The sequence below is a fragment of the Nocardia sp. XZ_19_385 genome (assembly GCF_015355755.1).
Classification (GTDB): Bacteria; Actinomycetota; Actinomycetes; order Mycobacteriales; family Mycobacteriaceae; genus Nocardia.
Genome location: NZ_JACVEE010000006.1, coordinates 63,920 through 85,079 on the forward strand (window position 1 = coordinate 63,920; position 21,160 = coordinate 85,079).

Below are 21,160 nucleotides of genomic sequence, written 5' to 3' on the forward strand. Positions count from 1 at the left end.
GATCGTGCGAACCGAAGGTATGGGGCATTGCGCAATATGGGCCCGGGCTCGAAATGTATTGGGGTTCTTTCGCATTCGGCCGGTAAACCGATGGGTGAGTTATTTCACTATCGAGGCCGGCTCTCGTTTAGAAGTTGATCTTTCGCGCAACATTCAAGGCACGGTGGTCAGTTCGTGATCTACCGAACGGGAAGGGGTTTCACCATGCCGCGACCATTCAGTCCGCACCATCCCACGTCCGGTAGCAAGTCAACCAGAAACGGAATGGAAGCGTAACTGTGAAAAGTCCCGTCCTGTATTCGGCAGCGCTTGGAGCGATTCTCGGTGCGGTGTTCAGCGGCGTCTTCTGGTGGCTGATCGTCGGTGGAGCCGGAACGACATCGCTCACCTGCGCAACGATTGACCCGCAAATGACCGAGACGGTCGACGTCGCGACGGCGTACGAGCCCTGGACAGTCTCCATCGGGCTTGTTGTTGTCGGGGCGGTCGTCGGGTCGGTTGTCGGACTGTTTGTGAGAGCAACGAGTCACCATCCAGCGAAGGCGTCGTAGCTACGCCTGACAATCGATGACGTATTTGCTCCACAAACCGAAGCCTTGCACCGTGTCATGTTCGTAAACAAAGCTTTAGACCGCGTTCGGATTGCCCGGCACCGCTGCCTCCATTCGACCGTTTGCAGCCTCATGAACGTCATACGCGGCCTCGACCGCGGCACGTGTGGAACCCTTACCGATGCCTTCTGCCGTCAGTTGTCCTGGTCGGGCGGAGATCAGAACTACTCCATGTTCCGAAGACACCGTGATTCCCCCTGCGGCCCCCGGCATACCGCGCCACGGGAAATGGTCGCACCGGTCCTGCCCGAGCCCGGTGCTGTAGGTCTCGACCATTCCGGTCGCTAATGCTTGATGTTCGGGCATTTCCAGCTGTATCTGTCGATAACCGAAGGGCCCGAACGGATCCGCTGGTACCGCGTGTGCCGCTGCGCCAGGTGCCAGCGCAATGGCTACCCCCGCAAGGACTTTTACGACGTTGCTCATATTGTGTTTCCTCCCTGCCCCAAGGGTAGGCGCGCTTCGAAGCGCACAAAGCGGGGGCATGAGGCGGGTTCAGTCGGTGAGGGCGCCGCAGGTCAGGTTGAGGACCGCGCCGGTCATGGCGCCCGCTCCGGCAGTGGCGGCATAAACTGCGGCCTCGGCGACTTCGGCCAGGCGAGGGAGTCGTCCGAGCTGGGTGTCGCGAATCAAGGGCTGGAGGTCGTCGTCGGACAAGCCAGGAACTGTCTCGGGGGCGAAGTTCGGGCGGATGCATACGACCCGAACGCCCGCCCTGCCTACCTCGCCGGCGAGGCTTCGGTTGAGGGCTTCGACTCCCGCACAGGCCAGGTTGAATCCGCCCATGCGGTGGCGGGATTCCAGCGCCGCAGAGCTCGAGAGCAGCACGATGACCCCGGAGCCCTGGGCGGTCATGCGGCGCGCAGCCGCGGTCGTGGTGATGAAGTGTGAACGCGCCGCGTCGACGATCGGGGTCATGAAGTCTTCGATCTTCATATCCACGAGCGGCACGTCTTGCACCGCGCTCATGCCCACCGCGTTGAAAGAGATGTCCAGCCGCCCCGCCTCGGTCACAATGCGATCGGCGTGTGCCTCGACCGCTGCTTGATCGAACACGTCGATCCGCGTCGCCGTCGCTCGTCCGCCCAGGTTGTTGATCTCCAGGGCCAACTTGTCGAGTGTCGCCTCGGTCCGCCCGGCCAGGTACACATGGGCACCCTCTCGAGCGAACGCCCGCGCTGTCACGCTGCCCATATTGCCGGCGGCGCCGTACACCACCGCACTCTTACCGTTCAATCGCATGCAGGATCAGACGATCCCCGCCCGCGAAAATCATCGCTGTCCCCAAGATCCGGCCCCAAAATCCGTGCCGCTCATCCGGACATGAGGTTCGAGCGCGCGGGCTGGGACCAGCCGAAGGTCAGTTCCACCGCGCGCTTCCACTTGACGTACTCGGCCCGCACCCGTTCGGGGTCCTGCTGGGGTGACCACTGGGCGGCGCGATGCCAATTGCGGCGCAGCACTTCCAGATCCGCCCAGTAACCCACGGCGAGGCCGGCGGCGTAGGCGGCGCCGAGCGAGACGGTCTCGATGATCATCGGACGCATCACCGGAACATCGAGCACGTCGGCGACGGTCTGCATGAGCAGGTGGTCGGTGGTCATGCCGCCGTCGACTTTCAATTCCGTTGCCTGCAAACCGGAGTCGGCGTTCATCGCGTCCACCACCTCGCGGGTCTGCCAGGCGGTGGCCTCCAGGACCGCGCGGGCCAGATGCCCTTTATTCACATAGGAGGTGAGGCCGACGATGATGCCGCGGGCTTCGCTGCGCCAATGCGGGGCGAACAGCCCGGAGAACGCGGGGACGATGTAGCAGCCGCCGTTGTCGTCGACGGTGCGCGCGAGGGTCTCGATTTCCGGTGCGCTGGAAATCAATCCGAGGCCGTCCCGGAACCATTGCACCAGCGAGCCGGTCACCGCGATGGACCCTTCCAGCGCGTACATCGCTGGCGCGGAACCGATTTGATAGGCGACGGTGGTGAGCAGTCCGTGCGTCGACCGGACCGGGGACGGGCCGGTATTGCGCAGCAGGAAACTGCCGGTGCCGTAGGTGCATTTGGTTTCGCCCGGGGAGAAACAGGTTTGCCCGAACAGCGCGGCCTGCTGATCGCCGAGGGCGGCGGCGATCGGGATGCCCGGGACCACTCGCCGTGTCGTGCCGTACACCTCACTGCTGGACCGGATCTGCGGGAGCATCGCCCGCGGAATGTCGAAGAACGACAACAGGTCCGCGTCCCAGGCCAGGGTTTCCAGGTTCATCAGCAGGGTCCGGCTGGCATTGGTGACGTCGGTGAGATGGATCCCGCCGTCGGCGCCGCCGGTCAGGTTCCAGATCAGCCAGGTCTCCATGGTCCCGAACAGGACGTCGCCGCGTTCGGCGCGAGCCCGCAGCCCGGGTACCGAGTCCAGCAGCCAGCGCAGCTTGGGTGCGGTGAAATAGGTGGTCAGCGGGAGTCCGCTGAGTTCGAGCACGCGGTGGGCGCCGGGTTGTGCGCCGAGTTCGAGCACCAGATCCTCGGTGCGCATGTCCTGCCAGCCGATCGCCTTGCCCACCGGGATGCCGGTGTGCCGGTCCCACACCACGCTGGTCTCGCGCTGATTGGTGATGCCCAGCGCCGCGATCTGGGCGCGGTCGACGCCGGCCTCGCGCAGGGCCCGCGGCATGATCCGGTCGACGTTGCGCCAGATCTCCATCGCGTCTTGTTCGGCCCAGCCGGGTTTCGGGAAGTAGTGCTGATGTTCGCGCTGCGCCACCGAGACCAGCCGGCCGCCGGAGTCGAACACGATGCAGCGGGTGGAGGTGGTGCCTTGATCGATGGCCATCACATAGCGCTGCATCGTGCGCCTCTCGGTAGGTGGAACGCACCGAGATCGGGTGATGCCCCCGGATTACTTGACCGCGACCAGGTCTCGTGACACCGCGCGGGCCGCGTCGAGCACGTACCCGAGCAGTGTCGGTTCCGGTCGCCGCACGCTCGGAAAGAGCCGTTCGGCGGCTCCGGCGATACCGATGGCGCCGACCACGAGGCCGCCGTGCGCGCGGATCGGGGCGGCGATACTCGCTTCGCCGGGTACCAGTTCGCCGTATTCGCCCGCCCAGCCGTGCTCGCGGACCTCCGCCAGCGAGGTGCTGAGCAATGCCGGATCGGTGCAGGTGCGGCGAGTGAAGGCCGGGAGTCCGGCGGCGCGCACCCGCGACGCGAGATCGCTGTCGTAGGCGAGCAGGACGCGGCCGAGCGCGGTGGCGTGCAGCGGCAGCAAAGCGCCGACATCGAGGGTTTGCGGAGTGTCGTCGGGCCGGAAGACGTGGTGGACGACCAGCAGCTGGCCTTCGGCGGGTGTGCCGATTCGCACGGCGGCGCCGCTGCGGGCGGCGAGAGCATCGGCCCAGTTGATCGCCCGTGAGCGTAGTTCATTGGCGTCGAGATAGCTCGAGCCCAAGTGCAGTAGCGCGGCGCCGAGCCGGTATTTGCCGCCGGCTTGCTCCTGCTCGACGAACCCGATGGCCTGCAGGGTGCGCAGGATTCCGTGCGCGGTGCCTTTCGCGAGATCGAGCGTGCTGGCGATTTCGGCGACCCCGAGGCGGCCGGAGCCGCGGGCGAGCAGGCGCAGGATCGCGCCGGCTCGTTCGATCGATTGCACTGGGCCTGGCATAGCGGACAACGTATTTCATCGGCGCGGTTCGACAATGTCGAACTCGATTTCGGTTCACCCTGCCCACCCGGCGTAACCCGCGTGACCTGCGTGTTCGCGAATGTGATCTGAGTCATAGTGTGCCGCAGCGTACCGACCGTCCAGTGCCCACGCCACGGTGGGCGTTCGGCAATGTCGAACGCACGTCGTTGCCGCCCTCGAAACCCGACCGTAACGTCCCGCGCACTTTCGACCCTCGAAAATGAATGGAGACAACGTGAGTCTCGCAACGGTATTCGTCAGCGAACTGGCAGGTACGGCGGTGCTGCTTCTGCTCGGCGGCGGCGTGGTGGCCAATGTGCTGCTGGTGAAATCCAAAGGCTTCGACGGGGGCTGGCTCCTGATCAATATCGGCTGGGGTTTCGGCGTCATGGCCGGTGTCTACATCGCCTTCCAGTCCGGTGGTCATCTCAATCCGGCGGTGACATTGGGCATCGCGTCCAGTGGAGCCAGCGAGTACGCGCCGGGGGTCGCGGTCGGCTTCGGAGCGACCCTGGTCTATCTGGCCGGGCAGTTCCTCGGCGCGTTCCTGGGCGCCTGCGCGACGTACCTGACCTACAAGAGCCATTTCGACGCCGAACCCGACGCGGGCAAGAAACTGGCCGTCTTTTCCACCGGCCCGGCGATCCGGGACTACCGCTGGAACCTGGCCACCGAGTTCATCGCCACGTTCGTCCTTGTCCTGGTGATCCTTTCGCTCGGTAAGACACCGTCGGGCCTGGGCCCGCTCGCCGCCGCCCTGCTGGTCGTCGGCATCGGCGCCTCGCTCGGCGGCCCGACCGGCTACGCCATCAACCCGGCACGTGACCTCGGCCCGCGCATCGCGCACGCTGTGCTTCCGATGCGGCGCACCGCCGTTGCCGCCACGGCCGCCCACTCGCCCAGCCTGGGCGCGGCCGCCGCGCCCACTGCCGAGGAAACCAAAGATTCCAGCGACTGGGCCTACGCCTGGGTGCCGGTCCTGGGCCCGATCCTCGGCGGCGTCGCGGCCGGACTGGTTTCGCAGCTCATCTTCTGAGCACCGAACATACTCAGCAGCAACAACTTTCCAGAATTTCGAAGGAGCACCACCGGATGTCACGATACGTCGCAGCGATCGACCAGGGCACCACCTCGACTCGCGCCATGATCTTCGATCACGCGGGCACGGTCGTCGCGGTCGACCAGCGCGAACACGCCCAGATCTTCCCGCGCGCCGGATGGGTGGAACACGACCCGGCCGAGATCTGGGAGAACACCCGCGCCGTCGTCGCAGGCGCCCTCGCCAAAGGCGACCTCACCGCCGCCGATATCGTCGCCGTCGGCATCACCAACCAGCGCGAAACCACCGTCGTCTGGGACCGCGCCACCGGCGAACCGGTCTACAACGCGATCGTCTGGCAGGACACCCGCACCGACCGGATCGCCGACGAGCTCGGCCGGCTCGGCGGCGGCCAGGAACGCTACCGGGACAAAACCGGATTGCCGCTGGCCACCTACTTTTCCGGGCCGAAGATCAAGTGGATCCTCGACAACGTCGAAGGCGCCCGCGCGCGGGCCGAAGCCGGGGAGCTGGCGTTCGGCAACATGGACTCCTGGATTCTGTGGAACATGACTGGCGGAGTCGACGGCGGCGTGCACGGGACCGACCCGACCAACGCCTCCCGCACACTGCTGATGGACCTCGACACCCTGCAATGGGACGCCGAGATCGCGGCCGAAATGGGTGTGCCGCTGTCGATGCTGCCCCGCATCTACTCCTCCTCCGAGGTGTACGGCCAGGTGCGGGCGCGCGGCGCACTCGCCGGTGTGCCCATCGCCGGCATCCTCGGTGACCAGCAGGCCGCCACCTTCGGCCAGGCCTGCCTGTCCCCGGGCGAAGCCAAGAACACTTACGGCACCGGCAATTTCGTGCTCCTCAACACCGGAACCGACAAGGTGCTGTCGCAGAACGGGCTCCTCACCACCGTGTGCTACCAGATCGGTGACGCCAAACCGGTTTACGCGCTCGAAGGCTCCATCGCGGTGACGGGCTCGCTGGTGCAGTGGCTGCGCGACAACCTCGGCATGATCGCCTCGGCCGCCGAGATCGAAGAGCACGCCCGCAGCGTCGAGGACAACGGCGGCGCCTACTTCGTGCCCGCGTTCTCCGGGCTGTTCGCACCGTACTGGCGGTCGGACGCGCGCGGCGGCATCGTCGGTCTCACCCGATTCGTGAACAAGGGTCACCTCGCCCGCGCGGTTCTGGAGGCCACCGCCTTCCAGACCCGCGAGGTGATCGACGCCATGAACGCAGACTCCGGGGTCGCGCTGACCGCGCTCAAGGTCGACGGCGGCATGGTGGTCAACGAATTGCTGATGCAGTTCCAGGCGGACATCCTCGGCGTGGAGGTCATCCGTCCGGTCGTCGCCGAAACCACCGCCCTCGGCGCCGCTTACGCCGCCGGACTCGCCGTCGGATTCTGGGAATCCGAGGACGCCATCCGGCAGAACTGGGCCGAGGACAAGCGGTGGACCCCGGCGATGGACGAAGACCGCCGCGCCCGCGAGTACCGCAACTGGAAGAAGGCCGTCACCAAGACCTTCGACTGGGTCGAGGACGAGGACTGAGCTACGGCGCGTGCCCGTTCCCGGCCGTGCGGCCGGGTCGGGCACCGCATCTCAGCCGAGGCCGGATCGGGCGATGATCTTGGTGATGCTGATCCGAACCGCCGTGAAGCCTTCCTGGACAAATGATTCCGCGATCGCTTGGGCAGGCTGATCGGGGTAGTAGCGGTCTGCGATGCCCCTGGCGATGTGTTCGATCTCGTCCGGTTCGGCGGAGATTCGTGCTTCTCCTTCGATGGTGACGAAGCCGTATGGCTGCCGCTCGTCGCTGACGCAGAGTGCGAGGCGCCGATCACGAGCGAGACTCTGGCCCTTCACACTTCCCGGCGACAGGGCGAAGGCGAATTCGTCACCGTCGAGGATGAAGCAGACGGGGGTGAGGTGCGGCCGTCCGTCGGGGCGAGTGAGACCTACGTGGGCAAGTTTTGTTCCCGCTGTGACGAAGGCTCGCCACTCGGTGTCGGTCATAGTGGTCATGAGCGTTCCGTTCTGTTCGTTGCGGCCTGGTCAGGAGTGCCGTAGGTGGGTGTGCAGCGCCGGTATGACCGTGTCCCACACGGCAGGCGGCGGAATCTCGTGACCCATGCCCGCCAGGCGCACGAGCCGGGCCTCCGGGATCATTCGCGCGAGCGCCTCGCCGTGCGGAAGCGGGAACATCGGGTCGTCGGCACTGTGCAGGACGAGAGTCGGCACGCGAATCTCGGCCGGGTCCACCGCAGTTCCGGGTGCGGCGAGGAAGTGGTTCGTCATCGACGACGCCATGTTGCGGCTGCGGCGCACTTCGAGGGTTGCCAGGGCCCGCACGCGGTCCTCGTCGAAACCGAGCGTGCCGATGTATGGCCGCTCGACCTCGACGCGATAGTCGATGACCGCGGACTCGTCGGCCCAGTCGATTTCAGGTTCGGGCTGCTCCCAACTTGCGGCGACCTGCCGGGTCGGCGGCGGTAGCGGACTGCCGTCGCCACCTGCGGGGCTGGTTTCGATGAGCGTCAACGTGAGCACTCGCTCGGGTGCGCGCACCGCGATGTTCTGGGCGATACCGCCGCCCATCGACATGCCCACCAGATGCGCCTTGTCGATGCCGAGGGCATCGAGGATGCGCAGCGGATCGGCGGCGAGGTCATCGCCGGTGTAGTCGGGGCGGCCCGGCTCGGAGGCGCTCGATTGACCGGTATCGCGGTGGTCGTACCGGATAACCTGCAGCTCGCCGGCGCCGAGCCGGTCGCAGAACTCCGGTGTCCACCAGTCCATCGACTGAGCGCCGCCGGCGATGAGCAGCAGTGCGGGTGCGCCGCGGGGACCGCAGCGCTCGATCGCCAACTCGAGGCCGTCGAGTTCGAGGATCTCCGTGTGCCGTTGTGTCGGGTAGGTCGTCATGTGAATGAGCCTAAATTCGCGTGCTTATTATGAAAAGCGATGATTAGCGATCGAATCAATCGCCAATGCTTATGATCGAGAGATGGTTGACCTCGAGTTACGCCACCTCAGAACCATGGCGGCCGTTGCCGAGGAAGGGACGTTCGGGCGGGCGGCGGGAAGGCTCGGCTACACCCAATCCTCGGTGAGCCAGCAGATCGCGGCGCTGGAGAAGGCCGTCGGGGGCGCCGTCTTCGACCGGCCCGGAGGTCCCCGGCCGGTCCGGATCACGCCCCTCGGCGAGGTGGTCCTGGCTCACGGACGCGGTCTGCTCACGCAGGCGAAAGCCCTGGCCGACGCCGTCGATCGCTTCCGGGCGGGCAACGGGCGGATCGACATCGGCACTTTCCCGGGCGTGACCAAACTGATCCTGCCGGGCGTGGTGCGGCGATTGCTCGATGAGTACCCCGGCTGCGACATCCGGCTCTCGGAGGTGGAGCCGGACCCGCAGATCGGAGATCTCGACCTGCTGTTCTACGACGGCCGAATCGCGGGCGACGTCGAACACCTCAAACTGCTCGACGAGCACTACCTTCTGGTGGCCAGAGCCGGCGCATTCCCCGATGGGCCGGTACCGGTCGAGCTGCTCGACGGCGCACCGATGGTCGCCTGGCCACCCACCTACCACCAAACATGGTTGGAACGGACCCTCGCCGATAGTGGCGCGCGGCCCCAGATCGTGTTTCGAACTACCGGCCACGACACCATCGTTGCGATGGTTCGAGCGGGCACCGGCTCAGCGGTGCTGCCCGCACTCGCCCTGCACGGATCCGACGCACAGTCCGACAGCCACCTCAGCATCCACCGACTGCAACCCTCCCCCACCCGCGAGATCTATCTGCACTGGCCGGCCGAACGCACCCAATCACCCCTCGTGGCCCGCGCCATCGACATCGCCGTCGAGGCCGCCACCGAGCTGGCACACCAGTTATGAGATCAGACGTGAGTTCTCCGAGCTTGTTTCGGGTTTTGTGTAGAGAACCTCGCGGCCCCGTGCCGCGGCCTGGAGGATGGTCTCGCTGATGAAGTCGCTGAAGCGGGCCATGTTCTCCAGGCGGGTCGCGGTCGGGGTGCCGCGGCCGAAGACGTCGACGCCCTGCCGGGTGATCTCGGCGACCTGGGCCATGCCGCGGGCGCTGTCGACCGTCGCCTGGTACCAGACGTTGTCGTCGACGATGTAGCGCACGCGCCGGCGCTCGTCGGATTCCCGGCGGACCAGTCCCTGGATTTCGAGAGCTTTGATTGCCTTGGAGACCGACGGCGGGCTGATTTGCAGGCGCTGGACAACTTCGGAGGCGGTGAGGCTGCCCGCGTCGGCGGTGAAAAGGCAGGTCAGCACCCGAGCCATCGATCTGGACATGCCCTGGTGCATGAGCAGGGTGGTGAAGGTTTCCTCGTAGTGGCGTACCGCCTCGGCGTCGCGCCCGTTGCCCGTCACTAGCGATTCCTGCCCTCGCGGCGCAGGCTGCGCGCGACGGTGGGCGCGGCGTTCGGTGGCGCGTTGGGCCTGGTCGGCGCGGTAGTCCGTGGGCCCGCCGTTGCGCATCACTTCCCGCGTGATCGTCGAGGTCGGACGGTCCAGGCGTCGGGCGATCGCCGCGTACGGGAGGTTGTCGGCCAGGCCCTGCGCGATCTGCCGGCGTTCGGACTGGGTGAGCCTGCCTCCCGACATAGCGATTCTCCTCGTGGTCATTCGCGGTGGTTCCCGACGTCCCGACTGTAGTGTCCATCTTCTGCTCATCGCAACGCTCCAACAGTCCGTCGTTGCGTTATCCCGACAGCCATCGCAACAATATACCTACTCCTAGCTGCATATATACGCCTCATCGCCACAGATATATGTTGCCTGGACTTGGAAAGCTACGTAGCGTTTCTGGTGTCAGGAAAGAACGCGAACAGCACGATGCGACCAGGAGAAACCGATGCGGAAAAACAGCATTTCCCCGACCGATTCGACATGGACCGGCATGGTGGCGGTCGATGACACGGCCCTGGCCGTCACCGACACCGGCGGCGCCGGCATCACGGTGCTCTATGTCAACGGCCACGTCGCCACCCAGAAATACTGGCGGCGGGTCATCACCGAACTCGGTCCGGAGTTCCGGCACATCACCTACGACATGCGGGCCCGCGGCAAATCGCAGACCTCGGCGGACTATTCGTTCGAGACCAACGTCGCCGATGTCGACGCCGTGCTCGCGGCCCGAGATGTGCAGCGGGCGTTGGTGATCGGCTGGTCCTACGGCGCGTTCGTCGCGGCACACTGGGCCAGCCGCAACCCCGATCGGACCGTGGGCGCCGTCCTGGTCGAGGGCGCCCAACCGCACGACTGGATCGACGAGGTCGATATCGAGGGCATGCGGAAACTGTGGCGGCGGCTGGGCTGGTTGATGCCGCTGATGCGCACGGTGGGCCTGGGCGCGCGGATGACTGCTGAACAGATGGCCGACAGCAACATCGAGGCCGGCGAGATCGCTCGCGAGCGTGTGCTGGGTCCGGTGATGGACAACATCACGGTCCCGACCCGATATGTGAACGCCTCGGGGTCCTCGCTCGGCAGCAAAGGTGATGAGCAGGAACGCATCCGCGCCAGCCTGCACAAAGTGGTCGAGCGAAACCCGAACATCGAAATCCACGCGAAAGTCCCCAGCAACCACGGCAACATCCTGCGCAAGGACTTCCCCACCATCGCCGAAGCAGTCCGCACGGTTGCCAAGGCCGACCGCAGGCAGCAACCCTGAAGACAAGGTGGTCGAACGGCCCGGCAGACAACGCGAATAGCCGGCCGGGCCGTTGCCTTCAGGAATCCCCGCTTGTTCTCATAGCTGGTGGTGCGGACTGTGATTCTCCGGACTGGACAAGCAAAACCGGCAGCGGTCATGGAAGATTCGTCAAGCTTTCTGTAACTGGCAAGGCCGCTATCGCGTTTGCAGCGTTGAGTCTGGCGGGCGGGTCGGTGATCGGTGCTGGTTCGGCCAATGCCGACGATCCGGCAGGTGACCTCGGACTGTTCGGCGCGATCGCCTTCAGCGAGCAAGAATGGTCCTACGGCACGAGTGTCGATGCGGTCAGTGTCGAAGCGGCGATCGACGAGGCACTCGACAACTGCGGGTGGGATGGTGCCTCCGACTGCACCAGGTCCTGACCGTTCGACCGCCCTCTTCGCCGCCCACGCCAGTCTGGGCCGCTACTACCCGCCCGCGCTGCTGGCCAACGTCGGTTCCGCGGACCGTTCGGGGACAGGTATCAGCGAAGTGGTCTGTACTACCAACGCCTGACCTCGAACAGTCGAGGCGCCAGGCGCGGGCGATGTTCCGCATCGATTACTGCTGGTGGACGGTGCAATACTCACGCATGCGGACTCGACACTTGATGATGGTGGGTGTATTGGCTGTCTCCACATTCAATTCCGCGTGCGGTGCAACCGCGAGCCAGGAGGAATGCACGGAGCCACCCACCGTTGAGGTGGTCCGCAACGCAACCGGCGGAACCACCGATCCGGTCATGATCGGCGCTCACCATACGTGCGACGGCGTAATCGCCGAGGGCCTGCGCCTGGCTCCACGCTACTGGCCACCGAACAGCCCACCACTTCGTGGTGATGGACCGCTCGAGGTAACCGTGTCTCCGGCCGTGGACCGTTTGGACGGCGGGTACTTCGCCAAATCCGGACCCAGCACTGGTGACCAGGCGGCTGCGCACATTGAGGCGCTCGGCGACGGGCGTTTCAGTGTCGAAGCACCCGCGACCCCGGGCTGCTGGCTTTTACGCATGGACGTAGGTGTCGGCTGGGCGGTGCTGGTCGCAGTCGGCGACTTCGAGGCGCCATGCCCGCCGCCGGACGTCGACTTCGCGTAAGCGGTTCAGTGCCGCCAGACGATTGGCCGGCGATCTTTCGGTGTGCCGCAGGACCGCTAGAACCGCCCGCTCAACGGTGAGGACAACGGCCCCACGCTCCTCCGGCCGCCGGTCTAGTGTCAGTTGACCGCGTCCGAGACAAAGAACAGCTTCCGCGCTGGTGGGGCTTTGCCTTCACGCACAGCACTGGTAGACGCTCGAAGTGATCGCGTACGGTTCGCCCGGCGCCGACGGTGTGGTCGTGGGCTGCGTGAACACATCCGGCGGGCACGGCACCTGGTCGCAGGAATCCAATACTTCCGGATGCTCGAACAACCATGTCAATCCCCATAACAGGGCCGCCAGCAACAGCACCGACGTGAACACAATCTTGAACCACACCCATTCATGGTAGAGGACAAGCCCCGCCGATCGGCGGGTGCTATTCCTTTCCGCACCGGTCATACGGTTCGCAAGCGAGCTGATCGGACGGCACCTTTCATCTACACAGAAGCCAAGGGCCGCAACAACATACAACTACGCCCCGCACCGCGCACGGCAAGACCATACCTGCGATCTGCCCACCTTCCTGCCGCATAGATCGAGCGAGCCATCGTCGACCACCACATACCCCGCAACCGCCCATCACGTTCCTGGCTGACGGTTCCACGCCCCGCTCGACGAGATCCAGCCGTGAGGAACAAACGAGCCTGCGAGAGACGCATCGCAGCCCGACGCCTCGGGCGACGCGGTTGCTGCGATTCGCTCGGGGCACAGCCAGAGAAACGAGAAAGGCGGCTCACCAATAGCGGGAGGCTGCTCGAGTTGGCAGTGAACAGGCGCAATCTGGCTACCGGCTCCGCTGGCACGGCCTGGGTCACCGCTGGTACTCCACTGCAGGTCACGGTCGGAGCCGGTCCTGTCGTGGCCACGGTAACCGGCGCCGAGATCGTCATTCCCGGTGCCGGGGTGCTAGCTGCGAACTGACCTGCGAGCCCCTGCTCAGCGCGCACAGTGGCATCAGAAGATGTTGGCCTACCGCGATTCTCGTGACTGACGCTCGGGCGGACGATACGGCGGTGTAGCAGGGGAAGCGTTGGCGCGGCGCCGGATCCATGCGTTGCCGACAATGAGCGCGGTGATGACGGCGCACTGGAAGGCGATGTCCGCGCGGTGTTCGGACAGGGCGACCAGGAGCAGGCCGAACAGTGCGCTTGCCATGGCGAGACCGAAGCAGAGAGCGAGCTGGTGGCGGGCGGTCCATGCTCGGCGGGTCCAACGCCGCACCAGCAGCGCTGTGCCGGCGCTGTACAGCAGGGCTCCGGCGGTCCACCAGATGAACGAGATCGGTCCGCCGATGAAGGCGACCAGGAACAGAACGAACCAGCCCGCTCCGGCTGCAAAACCGAACAGTCCCACGACATTACGGCGCGGCACACTCCCGGTAAGCGCGACGCTTCCGTGTTCCTTGCACTTAGTGGCGGCCCACACCAGGCCCGCCACTACAACCATCGTGGCGGCAGCTTGCACCCAGGACAGCCGGAAGTCGGACCGCAGATAGGAGATCAGCAGGAATACGGCTGTGCCGGAGGCGAATAGAAGAATCAGCACAGTGGCTGCGCGCCGGGATAACCACGGCACGCGGCTGCAGCGCGGAAAGACGAGATGGACTATCGCGATGGGTAGCAGGACGCTCCACACAATGTGGTACCCGGACACGACGACCGCCCAGAACCAATTGACTCCCAACGCCCTGCCGTGCACGGCCTCGCCGTCCATGCCGACAGGGTTGAAGATGGTCTGCAGTGCAAGGCCCTCCTCGATCAGAGCGAAGGCGCAGCCGAGCAAGACCAGCCCCCACCAGGTCAGCCGCAGCCGTTGCGCAACTTCGTGGATCAGCACCACCCCGGCACCGTAGAAGCACACGATGCCCACTACGCGCAGCGGCTGGGTGAAGTAGCTCAACCGCAACGAAGCGCCGGCCACCTCCCCCAGCACAGGAGCGAGGACGAAGAGTGTGAGCGCCGCCCATCGTTTATCCCTTGTGCCACAGGCGAATTCACTCGACCACGCGGATAGAGGCATACCCGGCACATTACCAGAGTGTCCACTCCAATAACTGCCCTTCTCTAAGATGACCTCCGTGCCCCGCCCCATCGACCCGCAGCGACACCGCGCGCGACGCCTCCAGATCATCGACGCCGGACTGACCGCCTTCGCCGAACACGGCTACGCCGGGGCCACCACCGCTCTCATCTGCCGCACCGCCGGAATTGGTTCGGGAACGTTCTTCCACTACTTCCCCACGAAAGACGCACTGCTGGTAGCGATCCTCGAACACAGCACCAGCGAGACCCGCGAATTCTTCGAGCAGCGGGCCGATCCGATAGATCCCCGCCGGGTGGTGTTCGACTATGTCGAACATGCCGCCGCCGGCCTGGTGGACCCACGCGCCGCTGGATTCATCTCTGTCGTCGGCGGGCTCACGCACCGTCCGGAGATCGCCGACGCACTGCGCGCCGACAACGAAATCGCGCACGCCGCACTGCGGGCCACCGTGCAGGCCGCCCAGCGGGATCAGCGCGTCCGCGACGACGTGGACGCCGGACGACTCGCCGAGTGGATCCTGCTGCTGCTCGACGGTTTTGCCGCCAGGGTCACCACCAGCGATAACTTCGTTGCCGCACAGGAAACGGACATGCTGAACAACCAGGTCGCTTTTCTTCTCGGCGATCAGCCGTAACCGTAGCCGGGGCGCCGTGGGGCGTGGAGAGGAAGGTCACCAACCTCGAAGTTGCCCCACCGCGCCTGCATTTGCCATGGTGGAGGTCGGTCCCTCGATGGGACTCCGGACGAGGGAGCCGTACCCGGCACGCGACAAGACGGCCCTGGAGGTCCGTCATGTCATGGTTCATTCTGGTGCTGTCCGGCGCGTTCGAGGCCGTATGGGCCACCGCACTCGGCAAGTCCGAGGGGTTCAGCAAAACGTTGCCGACGATCGTGTTCTTCCTCGCGTTGATCATCAGCATGGCGGGCTTGGCCGTCGCGATGCGCGGCTTGCCGGTGGGCACCGCCTACGCGGTCTGGGTCGGCATCGGCGCGGTGTTGACCATCGCGTTCGCCATGGTGACCGGGTCGGAGTCGGTTTCGGCGCTCAAGATCGCATTGCTGGTCGGCATCGTAGGCTGCGTGATCGGACTCAAAGTCCTGCATTAGCGGCTTCGTGCCGGGGAGTTCACGAGATCCCAGGTTGCGTGTCGTTTGCCGAAGTATCGGCCCGGGGCAGGAAGACTCGGGCCATGACGACCGAACCACAGGTGAGTCAGTCGCTGCCCGAGCGGGTGCTGGGCGTCCTTCGCGCCGCTGAGCACGCGATTCGGCCGAACTACACCGGGGTGGTGATCGGCGCGATCTTCTTCGCCTGGTCGGTCTCGCCGTCGCTGCTGCCGCGCACCTGGATCTTCCAGGGCCTGGTCAGCGGCATCAGTGCGATCATCGGCTACGGGGTGGGCTGCGTGTTGGAGTGGGCGTTCCGCAAGTGGGCGTGGCCTCGGCTCCCCGTGCGAATGCGGGCTCGGGCCCGGTTCTTCCTGCAATTCTCGGACCGCACTCGGCAGCTCACGAAAATGGTGATCGTGCTCGGCGCGGCAGTCGGCGTGGCGGCCATTCTGGCGCGGTCGGCGCGCTGGCAGCGGGATCTGGAAATGCTCATGGGGATGGAGCCGACCAATACCTCCAGCTATTTGCGCACGGAGTTGCTGGCCGCCGCGACCGTCGCTCTCGTCATCGGCGTGTTTCGCGTTGTGCGCTGGCTGATTCGGAGCATCGTCCGGGTGCTGAACATCGACTGGCGGATTCCGCGGGCCATCGCGCTGCCGGCCGGATTCCTGGTTGTGGTGGTGCTGAGCGTATTGCTGTTCCAGGGCGTGCTGGCGAAAGCCTTTTTCTCCGTGGCCAATTCGGCGTTCAGTGTGCGTAACAGCAACACCTCCCCGGCCGCGGTACAGCCTGTACAACCGGAGCGTTCGGGCAGCCCGCAGTCCTTGGCCCCCTGGAACACCCTTGGCTCGGAGGGTCGCTGGTTCGTCTCGTTCGTCCCGTCCGCCGAACGCATCGCCCAGGTGACCGGAGCTCCCGCGCGTGAGCCGATTCGCGTCTACGCCGGGCTCGAATCGGCCGAAAACCCCGAGGCCGTCGCCGATCTCGTGGTCCAGGAACTCGACCGCACCCGCGCCTTCGAACGCAAGGTCCTGGTGCTGGTCACCACCACCGGCACCGGTTGGGTGGACTCCACCACCGCCGAATCCATCGAATACATGTACGGCGGCGATTCGGCTATCGCCGCCACCCAGTACTCGTATCTGCCCAGCGTGCTGTCCTTCCTCTCGGACAAGTCCAAAGCCGCCGACGCCGGCCGCCTGCTGGTGCACGCGGTCCACGAACGGTGGGCGCAATTGCCGCCGGAGACGCGCCCCAAACTACTGATCTACGGCGAGAGCTTGGGCTCGCAGGGCTCCGAGGCCGCCTTCACCGGACTCGATGACATACGCACCCTCGTCGACGGGGTGCTGTGGGTGGGTCCGCCCAATTCCAATCGCCTCTGGGGTCAGCTCACCACTCGCCGCGATCCGGGCACCCCCGAGATTCTGCCGATCTACGCCGACGGACTCATCGTCCGGTTCGCCGCCGATGCCGCGAACCTGCACCGCCCGAACGGAGCGTGGGTCGAACCCCGTATCGCCTACCTGCAACACGCCTCGGACCCCATCGTCTGGTGGTCACCGGATCTGCTGTTCGAAGAACCGGATTGGCTGCGGGAACCACGCGGCGCGGATGTCTCCAAATCCATTCGCTGGTGGCCGGTGGTCACCTTCTGGCAGGTCAGCGCAGACCTAGCGCACGCGCAGAAGGTGCCCTCCGGACACGGTCACCGCTACGGCACCCTGGTGCTCGACGGCTGGACCGCGGTTACCCAGCCCGACAATTGGAATCCCGATCTCGAGGCCCGGATTCGCCAGGCTCTCAACGAGGACTCCGACTGGGAGATCGCGCACAAATAGCGAAAAACGACTCGATCAGTCGCGGAACGCGTCCTTGACCTTTTCGCCCGCGTCCTTGAGGTTGGATTTGACCTGATCGCCCTTGCCCTCGTTCTTCAGGTCCTGGTCGTCAGTGGCCTCGCCGAACTTCTCCTTCGCCTTACCGGCGAGGTCATCAGCCTTGTTCTGGGCCTTGTCAGCTGTGCTCATTGTCTAACCTCTTCCATCGGGTTCGACCGACGATGGCTTTTCGAGCCGGTCGTGTGGCGGATAACCCGCCTGCGGCGAGGCAAACAAGCCCACGGCGACGCGCCACGCCAGTGTGGGGTAGAAGGTGCTGATCTGGTGCTGATGGACTGGATAATTGCGGCGTGGCAGGTACAGGCGATCCCGACCAGAATTCGGATGTGCAGAAAGGCGCCGAGCCGCACACCGTCTTCGGCGCAGGCGGGCCGGGGTTCGGGACGTTCCGGTTCTGGTTCGATTCCCAGCGGTGGGAATGGTCGCCCGAGGTGTACGCCATGCACGGCTATCGCCCCGGCGAGGTCGAGCCCACTACCGAACTGCTGCTGGCACACAAACATCCCGAGGACCGCAGTCAGGTCGCCGAATCCATTGCGCGGTCGATCCGTGAAGGTCAGCCTTTCTCGAGCCAGCACCGCTTCCTGGACACGGCCGGTGATGAGCACCATGTGATGATCGTTTCCGAGGGCATCCTCGACGCCGCGGGAACCGCGATCGGCACGAGGGGCTATTACATCGATCTGAACGAAGCCCTCGAGACCGCCGAACGTGCGACCCTCGATGCGGTGGTTCCCGATGTCGTCGAGGCGCACGCGGTGATCGAACAGGCCAAAGGCGTACTGCTACTGATGTATTCGATAACCGCCGACCAAGCCTTCAATGTGCTCAGCTGGCGGGCGCAGGAGACCAACTCCGAGCTGCGCGACATCGCTGAAGCGCTGATCGCCGCCGTGCAGGCGAATCCGCCGCCACCACCGAGTTCGGTAGCGGCGTTCGACCACCTCCTACTGGCCATCCCCCGCAGCGCCCCGACGTCAGATAACTGACCGTCCCTTTCGGCGGGTCGCTCGTCGCCGTGCCATGTCGTGCGCCTCGCGCAGGAGGTCCACTGCCAGCGCGGTCGTTCGCACATCCGGGTTGACGATCGAAATCCAGCCCTGCCTGCGATACACCGGATGCGGGAGAACCACGTCGACCGCGCTGAAGTCGATCAGTGCCGCCGGATCCTCGCGCGGGTCGGTGCCGAGCAGTTCGGTGAAGAGGCGCCTGCCGACGTGGATGTTCAGTCGCCAGCGGCCGGGCGGATCGAGGTCACAGGACCTGTCATCGGGATAGTTCTTCGTCACGAGGGTGGCGTACGGCTGCTCTCGCTCGGGCAGTTCGCCGTCGGGTGCGTAGTAGAAGAAGTGGTCACCCCAGGCGATCTCCGGGAATGGGCCGCCTGGCGCCGGAGCGAGCTCGAGTACCCCGTCCGCGCCGCGGATCGCTGTCAGAATCTGGTCCATACTCATGGTTCAAGCATGAGCTTGAAGTGCTTATGGAGGGTTCGGTCATGGGTCGAACAGAGACGGCAGTGCTGACGGTCACGGCGGTCGCCAGGGCGACCGGCTACTCGCTCCAGCAAGTCCGTGACCTGGAGCGGTTGGGGGTCGTCCCGGCCGCGGCCCGGGCGAGCAACGGATATCGGCAGTTCGCGCCCGACCATGTCCGCGACCTGCGCGCCTACCGCGATCTCGCCTACGCGGTGGGCCCGGTCGAGGCGCGACGCACGATGAGCGCGATCCGCTCGCTACCGCTGGCCGACGCCGCGGCCCTGGTGTGTGCCCTGCCCGTACGGCTCAACCAGGAACGCGAACAGGCACTCGCCGCCCGGGCGGCGTTGCAAGCGATCGGCACCGAAGCGGCCACCGACGCCGAACCCGTTGCGGCGGACGCGATGACTATCACCGAGCTGTCCCGGGCGCTCGGGCTGCGCGCGTCGACACTGCGCTTCTGGGAGCAGGCCGGGCTCATCACACCCGATCGGGTTCGGACCCGATCGGGCACGCACCGCCGCTACCCACTCGCGGCGATCCGTGACGCGCGCATCACAACGGCCCTGCGAGCCGCGGGCTACGGCATACCCGAAGTCCAGCGGGCCATCACGGCGATTCGTGACCTGCGCGATGTGAGCCATTCGCTCGCGGCACTCGATGATCGCCTGCACACGATCGCCCAGCGTGAACTGGCATTCCTGCGCGCGGCGGCTATCCTCGCCGAGATCGCCTCTGCGCCACTGTGAATCCACAATCGGGACTCGCGCTGCGCAACCTCAAATCGCGGGCGGGTTGCGGCGGCTGAGCCCCAGCCGGATGGCCTTCTCGACCGGCGAGTAGCGGCCGTCTGCGCGGTCGAGTTCCAGCGGCACGCTCGGTTCCACGGTGGGCGTGGCCATGAATCGCGGCGTCGTCCCACTGTGTGCTCTGGCGGCATGGATCAGGAACGGGTGGCAGAGGTAGATGTCGCCGGCGTGGCCGGTGGCTTCGACGACCGGCAAATCGGCGGTCGCTTCCAGGATCCCGGTTTCGTCTACCCGACTGGCGTCGACGCCTTCCGCGCCGTAGGCGAGCAGACGGCCGGGCACGGCCAGATGGGAACCGACGCGCAGGCGAGTGGGCGCGTCGACAGCGGTGACGTCGGTGAAGAGGACAAGCAGAAACAATGCGCGAGCCCGGGAACGGTAATTCGTAAAGGTATGACCGGTCCAGCCTTCGGGCAAATAGCTGCCCTCGAAGTGCCAGTAATCGTCGTCCGGTGGACCAGCGTGGGGAAAGCGAACAGGGACGGGCCTAACCCGGACCTGCGCACCCAGCGGCCGGGCCCGACGAGTTGGTCGAAAGCCTGCTCCAAGGCGGGCATCTGGGCGGCGGCGCGGAACGGTTCGATGTCGTATCCAGGTAGCCGCACCATCGGCTTGGTCCAGCCGGCCGGATCGCAGGGGTGACACCCGGTATCCGGCCACATGATCTCCACGCACTGCCGCGCGACCGAACCGGAGAAGACCGCTTCCACCCGAACGAATCCGGCCTCGACGAACGCATTGATTTCTTCTCGCTGGAGAGTCACCACGTCCGCCTTCGCTTGCTGCGAGCAGTTCTCGTCTCCCGCGCCGCTGCCCGGCCGAATCTTCCCTGCCATCGATATTGCCGCAGCCCGACGCCATTTCGCTGGTGCAGGCAACATCCTTGCTGCTCAGGGACATTCGCCGTCGTTTCGGAGTGAGCCCGCGCGGCCACCGGCAAGCGAGTGTGGCGGCACTGACCTCTTCGATGTGAGCGGTCCTGAGACGTTCACGTATGGACTTGGGCGAATGAACCATGTTCTGCGTCGACTCGCGCGGATGTAATTGGTCCAGGACGCGGATCGCCCGCATGACGAAAGGTCAGGCAGATGTCTGAACGCGATTTGGCCATGATGTACGCAGCGCATGACGCGTTCCGGCGTGATCTCCGGGAGCTCGCCGCCGCCCCGGATCGGGAACGCTGGACGCAGTTTCGCACCCAATTGTCGGTCCACCACACCGCGGAGGACGTCGTGCTCTGGCCGAGTCTGCGCCGCCGCGGCGTGGACGCGCGGCTGGTCGAGGCGATGGCCGCCGAACACGACCGGATCGATCCGCTACTGGCACAGGTGGATCGGGCCTTCGATACCGCGGGGCCGGACGCCGCGCAACCGGCGCTGGCGGCATTGTCGGAGCTGCTGCACAACCACCTGCAGCACGAAGAGAAAGAAACGCTGCCATTGATCAACGATCGAGAATGGTCGCTGCTCGACCGAGAGATGCGGCGGCGCATCGGACTGCGCGGTCTCCGGGCCTATTACTCATGGCTGCTGCGGGATCTGGAGGGTGAACGCCGCCGCCGGGCCCTGGCCACGATTCCCGGCCCCCTCCGCCTGATGATCTCGTAGTCGAAGA

General features: G+C 65.7%; 25 protein-coding genes and 1 riboswitch. Of the genes, 13 read left to right on the plus strand and 12 right to left on the minus strand.

Annotated features, from left to right (window positions below; all coding sequences use genetic code 11):
- Positions 1 to 278: 278 nt before the first annotated feature.
- Positions 279 to 551 carry a hypothetical protein gene (locus tag IBX22_RS33820; protein WP_194819894.1) on the plus strand — a complete coding sequence of 91 codons (273 nt, stop codon included), beginning with the start codon at positions 279 to 281 and terminating at the stop codon, positions 549 to 551.
- Between the two features lie 75 nt (positions 552 to 626).
- On the opposite strand, the gene IBX22_RS33825 is transcribed toward IBX22_RS33820, so the two are convergent.
- From IBX22_RS33825 to IBX22_RS33840, 4 genes are all read right to left on the minus strand, one after another.
- Positions 627 to 1,037, minus strand: coding sequence for a hypothetical protein (locus IBX22_RS33825; RefSeq protein ID WP_194819895.1), 411 nt, complete (start codon positions 1,035 to 1,037; stop codon positions 627 to 629).
- A gap of 69 nt (positions 1,038 to 1,106) precedes the next feature.
- Positions 1,107 to 1,853 carry an SDR family oxidoreductase gene (locus IBX22_RS33830; RefSeq protein ID WP_194819896.1) on the minus strand — a complete coding sequence of 249 codons (747 nt, stop codon included), beginning with the start codon at positions 1,851 to 1,853 and terminating at the stop codon, positions 1,107 to 1,109.
- A 71-nt stretch (positions 1,854 to 1,924) separates the two neighbouring features.
- On the minus strand, positions 1,925 to 3,448 hold the full coding sequence (gene glpK / locus IBX22_RS33835) for a glycerol kinase GlpK (protein WP_194819897.1): 1,524 nt from the start codon (positions 3,446 to 3,448) through the stop codon (positions 1,925 to 1,927).
- Positions 3,449 to 3,499: 51 nt separating this feature from the next.
- Positions 3,500 to 4,264 carry an IclR family transcriptional regulator gene (locus tag IBX22_RS33840; protein ID WP_194819898.1) on the minus strand — a complete coding sequence of 255 codons (765 nt, stop codon included), beginning with the start codon at positions 4,262 to 4,264 and terminating at the stop codon, positions 3,500 to 3,502.
- 241 nt (positions 4,265 to 4,505) lie between these two features.
- Between IBX22_RS33840 and IBX22_RS33845 the strand changes: the two genes are divergently transcribed.
- Positions 4,506 to 5,321: an MIP/aquaporin family protein gene (locus IBX22_RS33845; protein WP_194819899.1), complete on the plus strand. Its 816-nt coding sequence runs from the start codon at positions 4,506 to 4,508 to the stop codon at positions 5,319 to 5,321.
- A 56-nt stretch (positions 5,322 to 5,377) separates the two neighbouring features.
- A complete protein-coding gene (gene glpK / locus IBX22_RS33850; RefSeq protein WP_194819900.1) occupies positions 5,378 to 6,892 on the plus strand; it encodes a glycerol kinase GlpK in 1,515 nt (504 codons plus the stop codon).
- Between the two features lie 51 nt (positions 6,893 to 6,943).
- Here glpK (IBX22_RS33850) and IBX22_RS33855 read toward each other — a convergent pair whose 3' ends face one another.
- A complete protein-coding gene (locus IBX22_RS33855) occupies positions 6,944 to 7,366 on the minus strand; it encodes a PPOX class F420-dependent oxidoreductase (RefSeq protein WP_228540054.1) in 423 nt (140 codons plus the stop codon).
- A gap of 30 nt (positions 7,367 to 7,396) precedes the next feature.
- A complete protein-coding gene (locus IBX22_RS33860) occupies positions 7,397 to 8,266 on the minus strand; it encodes an alpha/beta fold hydrolase (protein ID WP_194819901.1) in 870 nt (289 codons plus the stop codon).
- Between the two features lie 82 nt (positions 8,267 to 8,348).
- On the opposite strand from IBX22_RS33860, the gene IBX22_RS33865 reads away from it, so the two are divergent.
- Positions 8,349 to 9,239 carry a LysR family transcriptional regulator gene (locus IBX22_RS33865; protein ID WP_194819902.1) on the plus strand — a complete coding sequence of 297 codons (891 nt, stop codon included), beginning with the start codon at positions 8,349 to 8,351 and terminating at the stop codon, positions 9,237 to 9,239.
- Here the strand turns inward: IBX22_RS33865 and IBX22_RS38620 are convergent.
- Entirely contained in the window at positions 9,234 to 9,977 is a 744-nt protein-coding gene (locus tag IBX22_RS38620) for a helix-turn-helix domain-containing protein (protein WP_194819903.1), read from the minus strand. The genes IBX22_RS33865 and IBX22_RS38620 overlap by 6 nt on opposite strands.
- 250 nt (positions 9,978 to 10,227) lie before the next feature.
- Here IBX22_RS38620 and IBX22_RS33875 point away from each other — a divergent pair, with 250 nt between their 5' ends.
- The 3 genes from IBX22_RS33875 to IBX22_RS33885 all read left to right on the plus strand — a co-directional run bounded on the left by IBX22_RS33875 (position 10,228) and on the right by IBX22_RS33885 (position 12,163).
- Positions 10,228 to 11,046, plus strand: coding sequence for an alpha/beta fold hydrolase (locus tag IBX22_RS33875; protein ID WP_194819904.1), 819 nt, complete (start codon positions 10,228 to 10,230; stop codon positions 11,044 to 11,046).
- Between the two features lie 194 nt (positions 11,047 to 11,240).
- A complete protein-coding gene (locus IBX22_RS33880; RefSeq protein WP_194819905.1) occupies positions 11,241 to 11,450 on the plus strand; it encodes a DUF4189 domain-containing protein in 210 nt (69 codons plus the stop codon).
- 164 nt (positions 11,451 to 11,614) lie between these two features.
- Positions 11,615 to 12,163, plus strand: a complete 549-nt coding sequence (locus IBX22_RS33885; RefSeq protein ID WP_194819906.1) for a hypothetical protein — start codon at positions 11,615 to 11,617, stop codon at positions 12,161 to 12,163.
- Between the two features lie 174 nt (positions 12,164 to 12,337).
- Here IBX22_RS33885 and IBX22_RS33890 read toward each other — a convergent pair whose 3' ends face one another.
- Positions 12,338 to 12,544, minus strand: coding sequence for a hypothetical protein (locus tag IBX22_RS33890; RefSeq protein ID WP_194819907.1), 207 nt, complete (start codon positions 12,542 to 12,544; stop codon positions 12,338 to 12,340).
- Positions 12,545 to 13,177: 633 nt separating this feature from the next.
- Positions 13,178 to 14,047: a hypothetical protein gene (locus IBX22_RS33895; protein ID WP_194819908.1), complete on the minus strand. Its 870-nt coding sequence runs from the start codon at positions 14,045 to 14,047 to the stop codon at positions 13,178 to 13,180.
- A 238-nt stretch (positions 14,048 to 14,285) separates the two neighbouring features.
- Here IBX22_RS33895 and IBX22_RS33900 point away from each other — a divergent pair, with 238 nt between their 5' ends.
- The 3 genes from IBX22_RS33900 (at position 14,286) to IBX22_RS33910 (ending at position 17,202) form a co-directional block, all read left to right on the plus strand.
- Positions 14,286 to 14,885, plus strand: a complete 600-nt coding sequence (locus IBX22_RS33900; protein WP_194819909.1) for a TetR/AcrR family transcriptional regulator — start codon at positions 14,286 to 14,288, stop codon at positions 14,883 to 14,885.
- A gap of 84 nt (positions 14,886 to 14,969) precedes the next feature.
- Positions 14,970 to 15,034: riboswitch (guanidine-III (ykkC-III) riboswitch) on the plus strand.
- Positions 15,035 to 15,043: 9 nt separating this feature from the next.
- A complete protein-coding gene (locus tag IBX22_RS33905; RefSeq protein ID WP_194819910.1) occupies positions 15,044 to 15,358 on the plus strand; it encodes a multidrug efflux SMR transporter in 315 nt (104 codons plus the stop codon).
- An 83-nt stretch (positions 15,359 to 15,441) separates the two neighbouring features.
- On the plus strand, positions 15,442 to 17,202 hold the full coding sequence (locus tag IBX22_RS33910; RefSeq protein ID WP_194819911.1) for an alpha/beta-hydrolase family protein: 1,761 nt from the start codon (positions 15,442 to 15,444) through the stop codon (positions 17,200 to 17,202).
- Positions 17,203 to 17,217: 15 nt separating this feature from the next.
- Here IBX22_RS33910 and IBX22_RS33915 read toward each other — a convergent pair whose 3' ends face one another.
- Complete coding sequence (locus IBX22_RS33915; protein WP_194819912.1) at positions 17,218 to 17,391, minus strand: CsbD family protein; 174 nt, start codon at positions 17,389 to 17,391, stop codon at positions 17,218 to 17,220.
- Positions 17,392 to 17,552: 161 nt separating this feature from the next.
- Here IBX22_RS33915 and IBX22_RS33920 point away from each other — a divergent pair, with 161 nt between their 5' ends.
- A complete protein-coding gene (locus IBX22_RS33920; RefSeq protein ID WP_309234899.1) occupies positions 17,553 to 18,251 on the plus strand; it encodes a PAS and ANTAR domain-containing protein in 699 nt (232 codons plus the stop codon).
- Here IBX22_RS33920 and IBX22_RS33925 read toward each other — a convergent pair.
- A complete protein-coding gene (locus tag IBX22_RS33925) occupies positions 18,240 to 18,716 on the minus strand; it encodes a DUF6194 family protein (RefSeq protein ID WP_228540056.1) in 477 nt (158 codons plus the stop codon). The genes IBX22_RS33920 and IBX22_RS33925 overlap by 12 nt on opposite strands.
- Before the next feature lie 41 nt (positions 18,717 to 18,757).
- On the opposite strand from IBX22_RS33925, the gene IBX22_RS33930 reads away from it, so the two are divergent.
- Entirely contained in the window at positions 18,758 to 19,486 is a 729-nt protein-coding gene (locus IBX22_RS33930) for a MerR family transcriptional regulator (RefSeq protein ID WP_228540057.1), read from the plus strand.
- Between the two features lie 30 nt (positions 19,487 to 19,516).
- Here IBX22_RS33930 and IBX22_RS33935 read toward each other — a convergent pair whose 3' ends face one another.
- Positions 19,517 to 20,617 carry a phytanoyl-CoA dioxygenase family protein gene (locus IBX22_RS33935; protein WP_309234900.1) on the minus strand — a complete coding sequence of 367 codons (1,101 nt, stop codon included), beginning with the start codon at positions 20,615 to 20,617 and terminating at the stop codon, positions 19,517 to 19,519.
- A 17-nt stretch (positions 20,618 to 20,634) separates the two neighbouring features.
- Here IBX22_RS33935 and IBX22_RS33940 point away from each other — a divergent pair, with 17 nt between their 5' ends.
- Positions 20,635 to 21,153, plus strand: a complete 519-nt coding sequence (locus IBX22_RS33940; RefSeq protein ID WP_194819913.1) for a hemerythrin domain-containing protein — start codon at positions 20,635 to 20,637, stop codon at positions 21,151 to 21,153.
- Positions 21,154 to 21,160 lie beyond the last annotated feature (7 nt).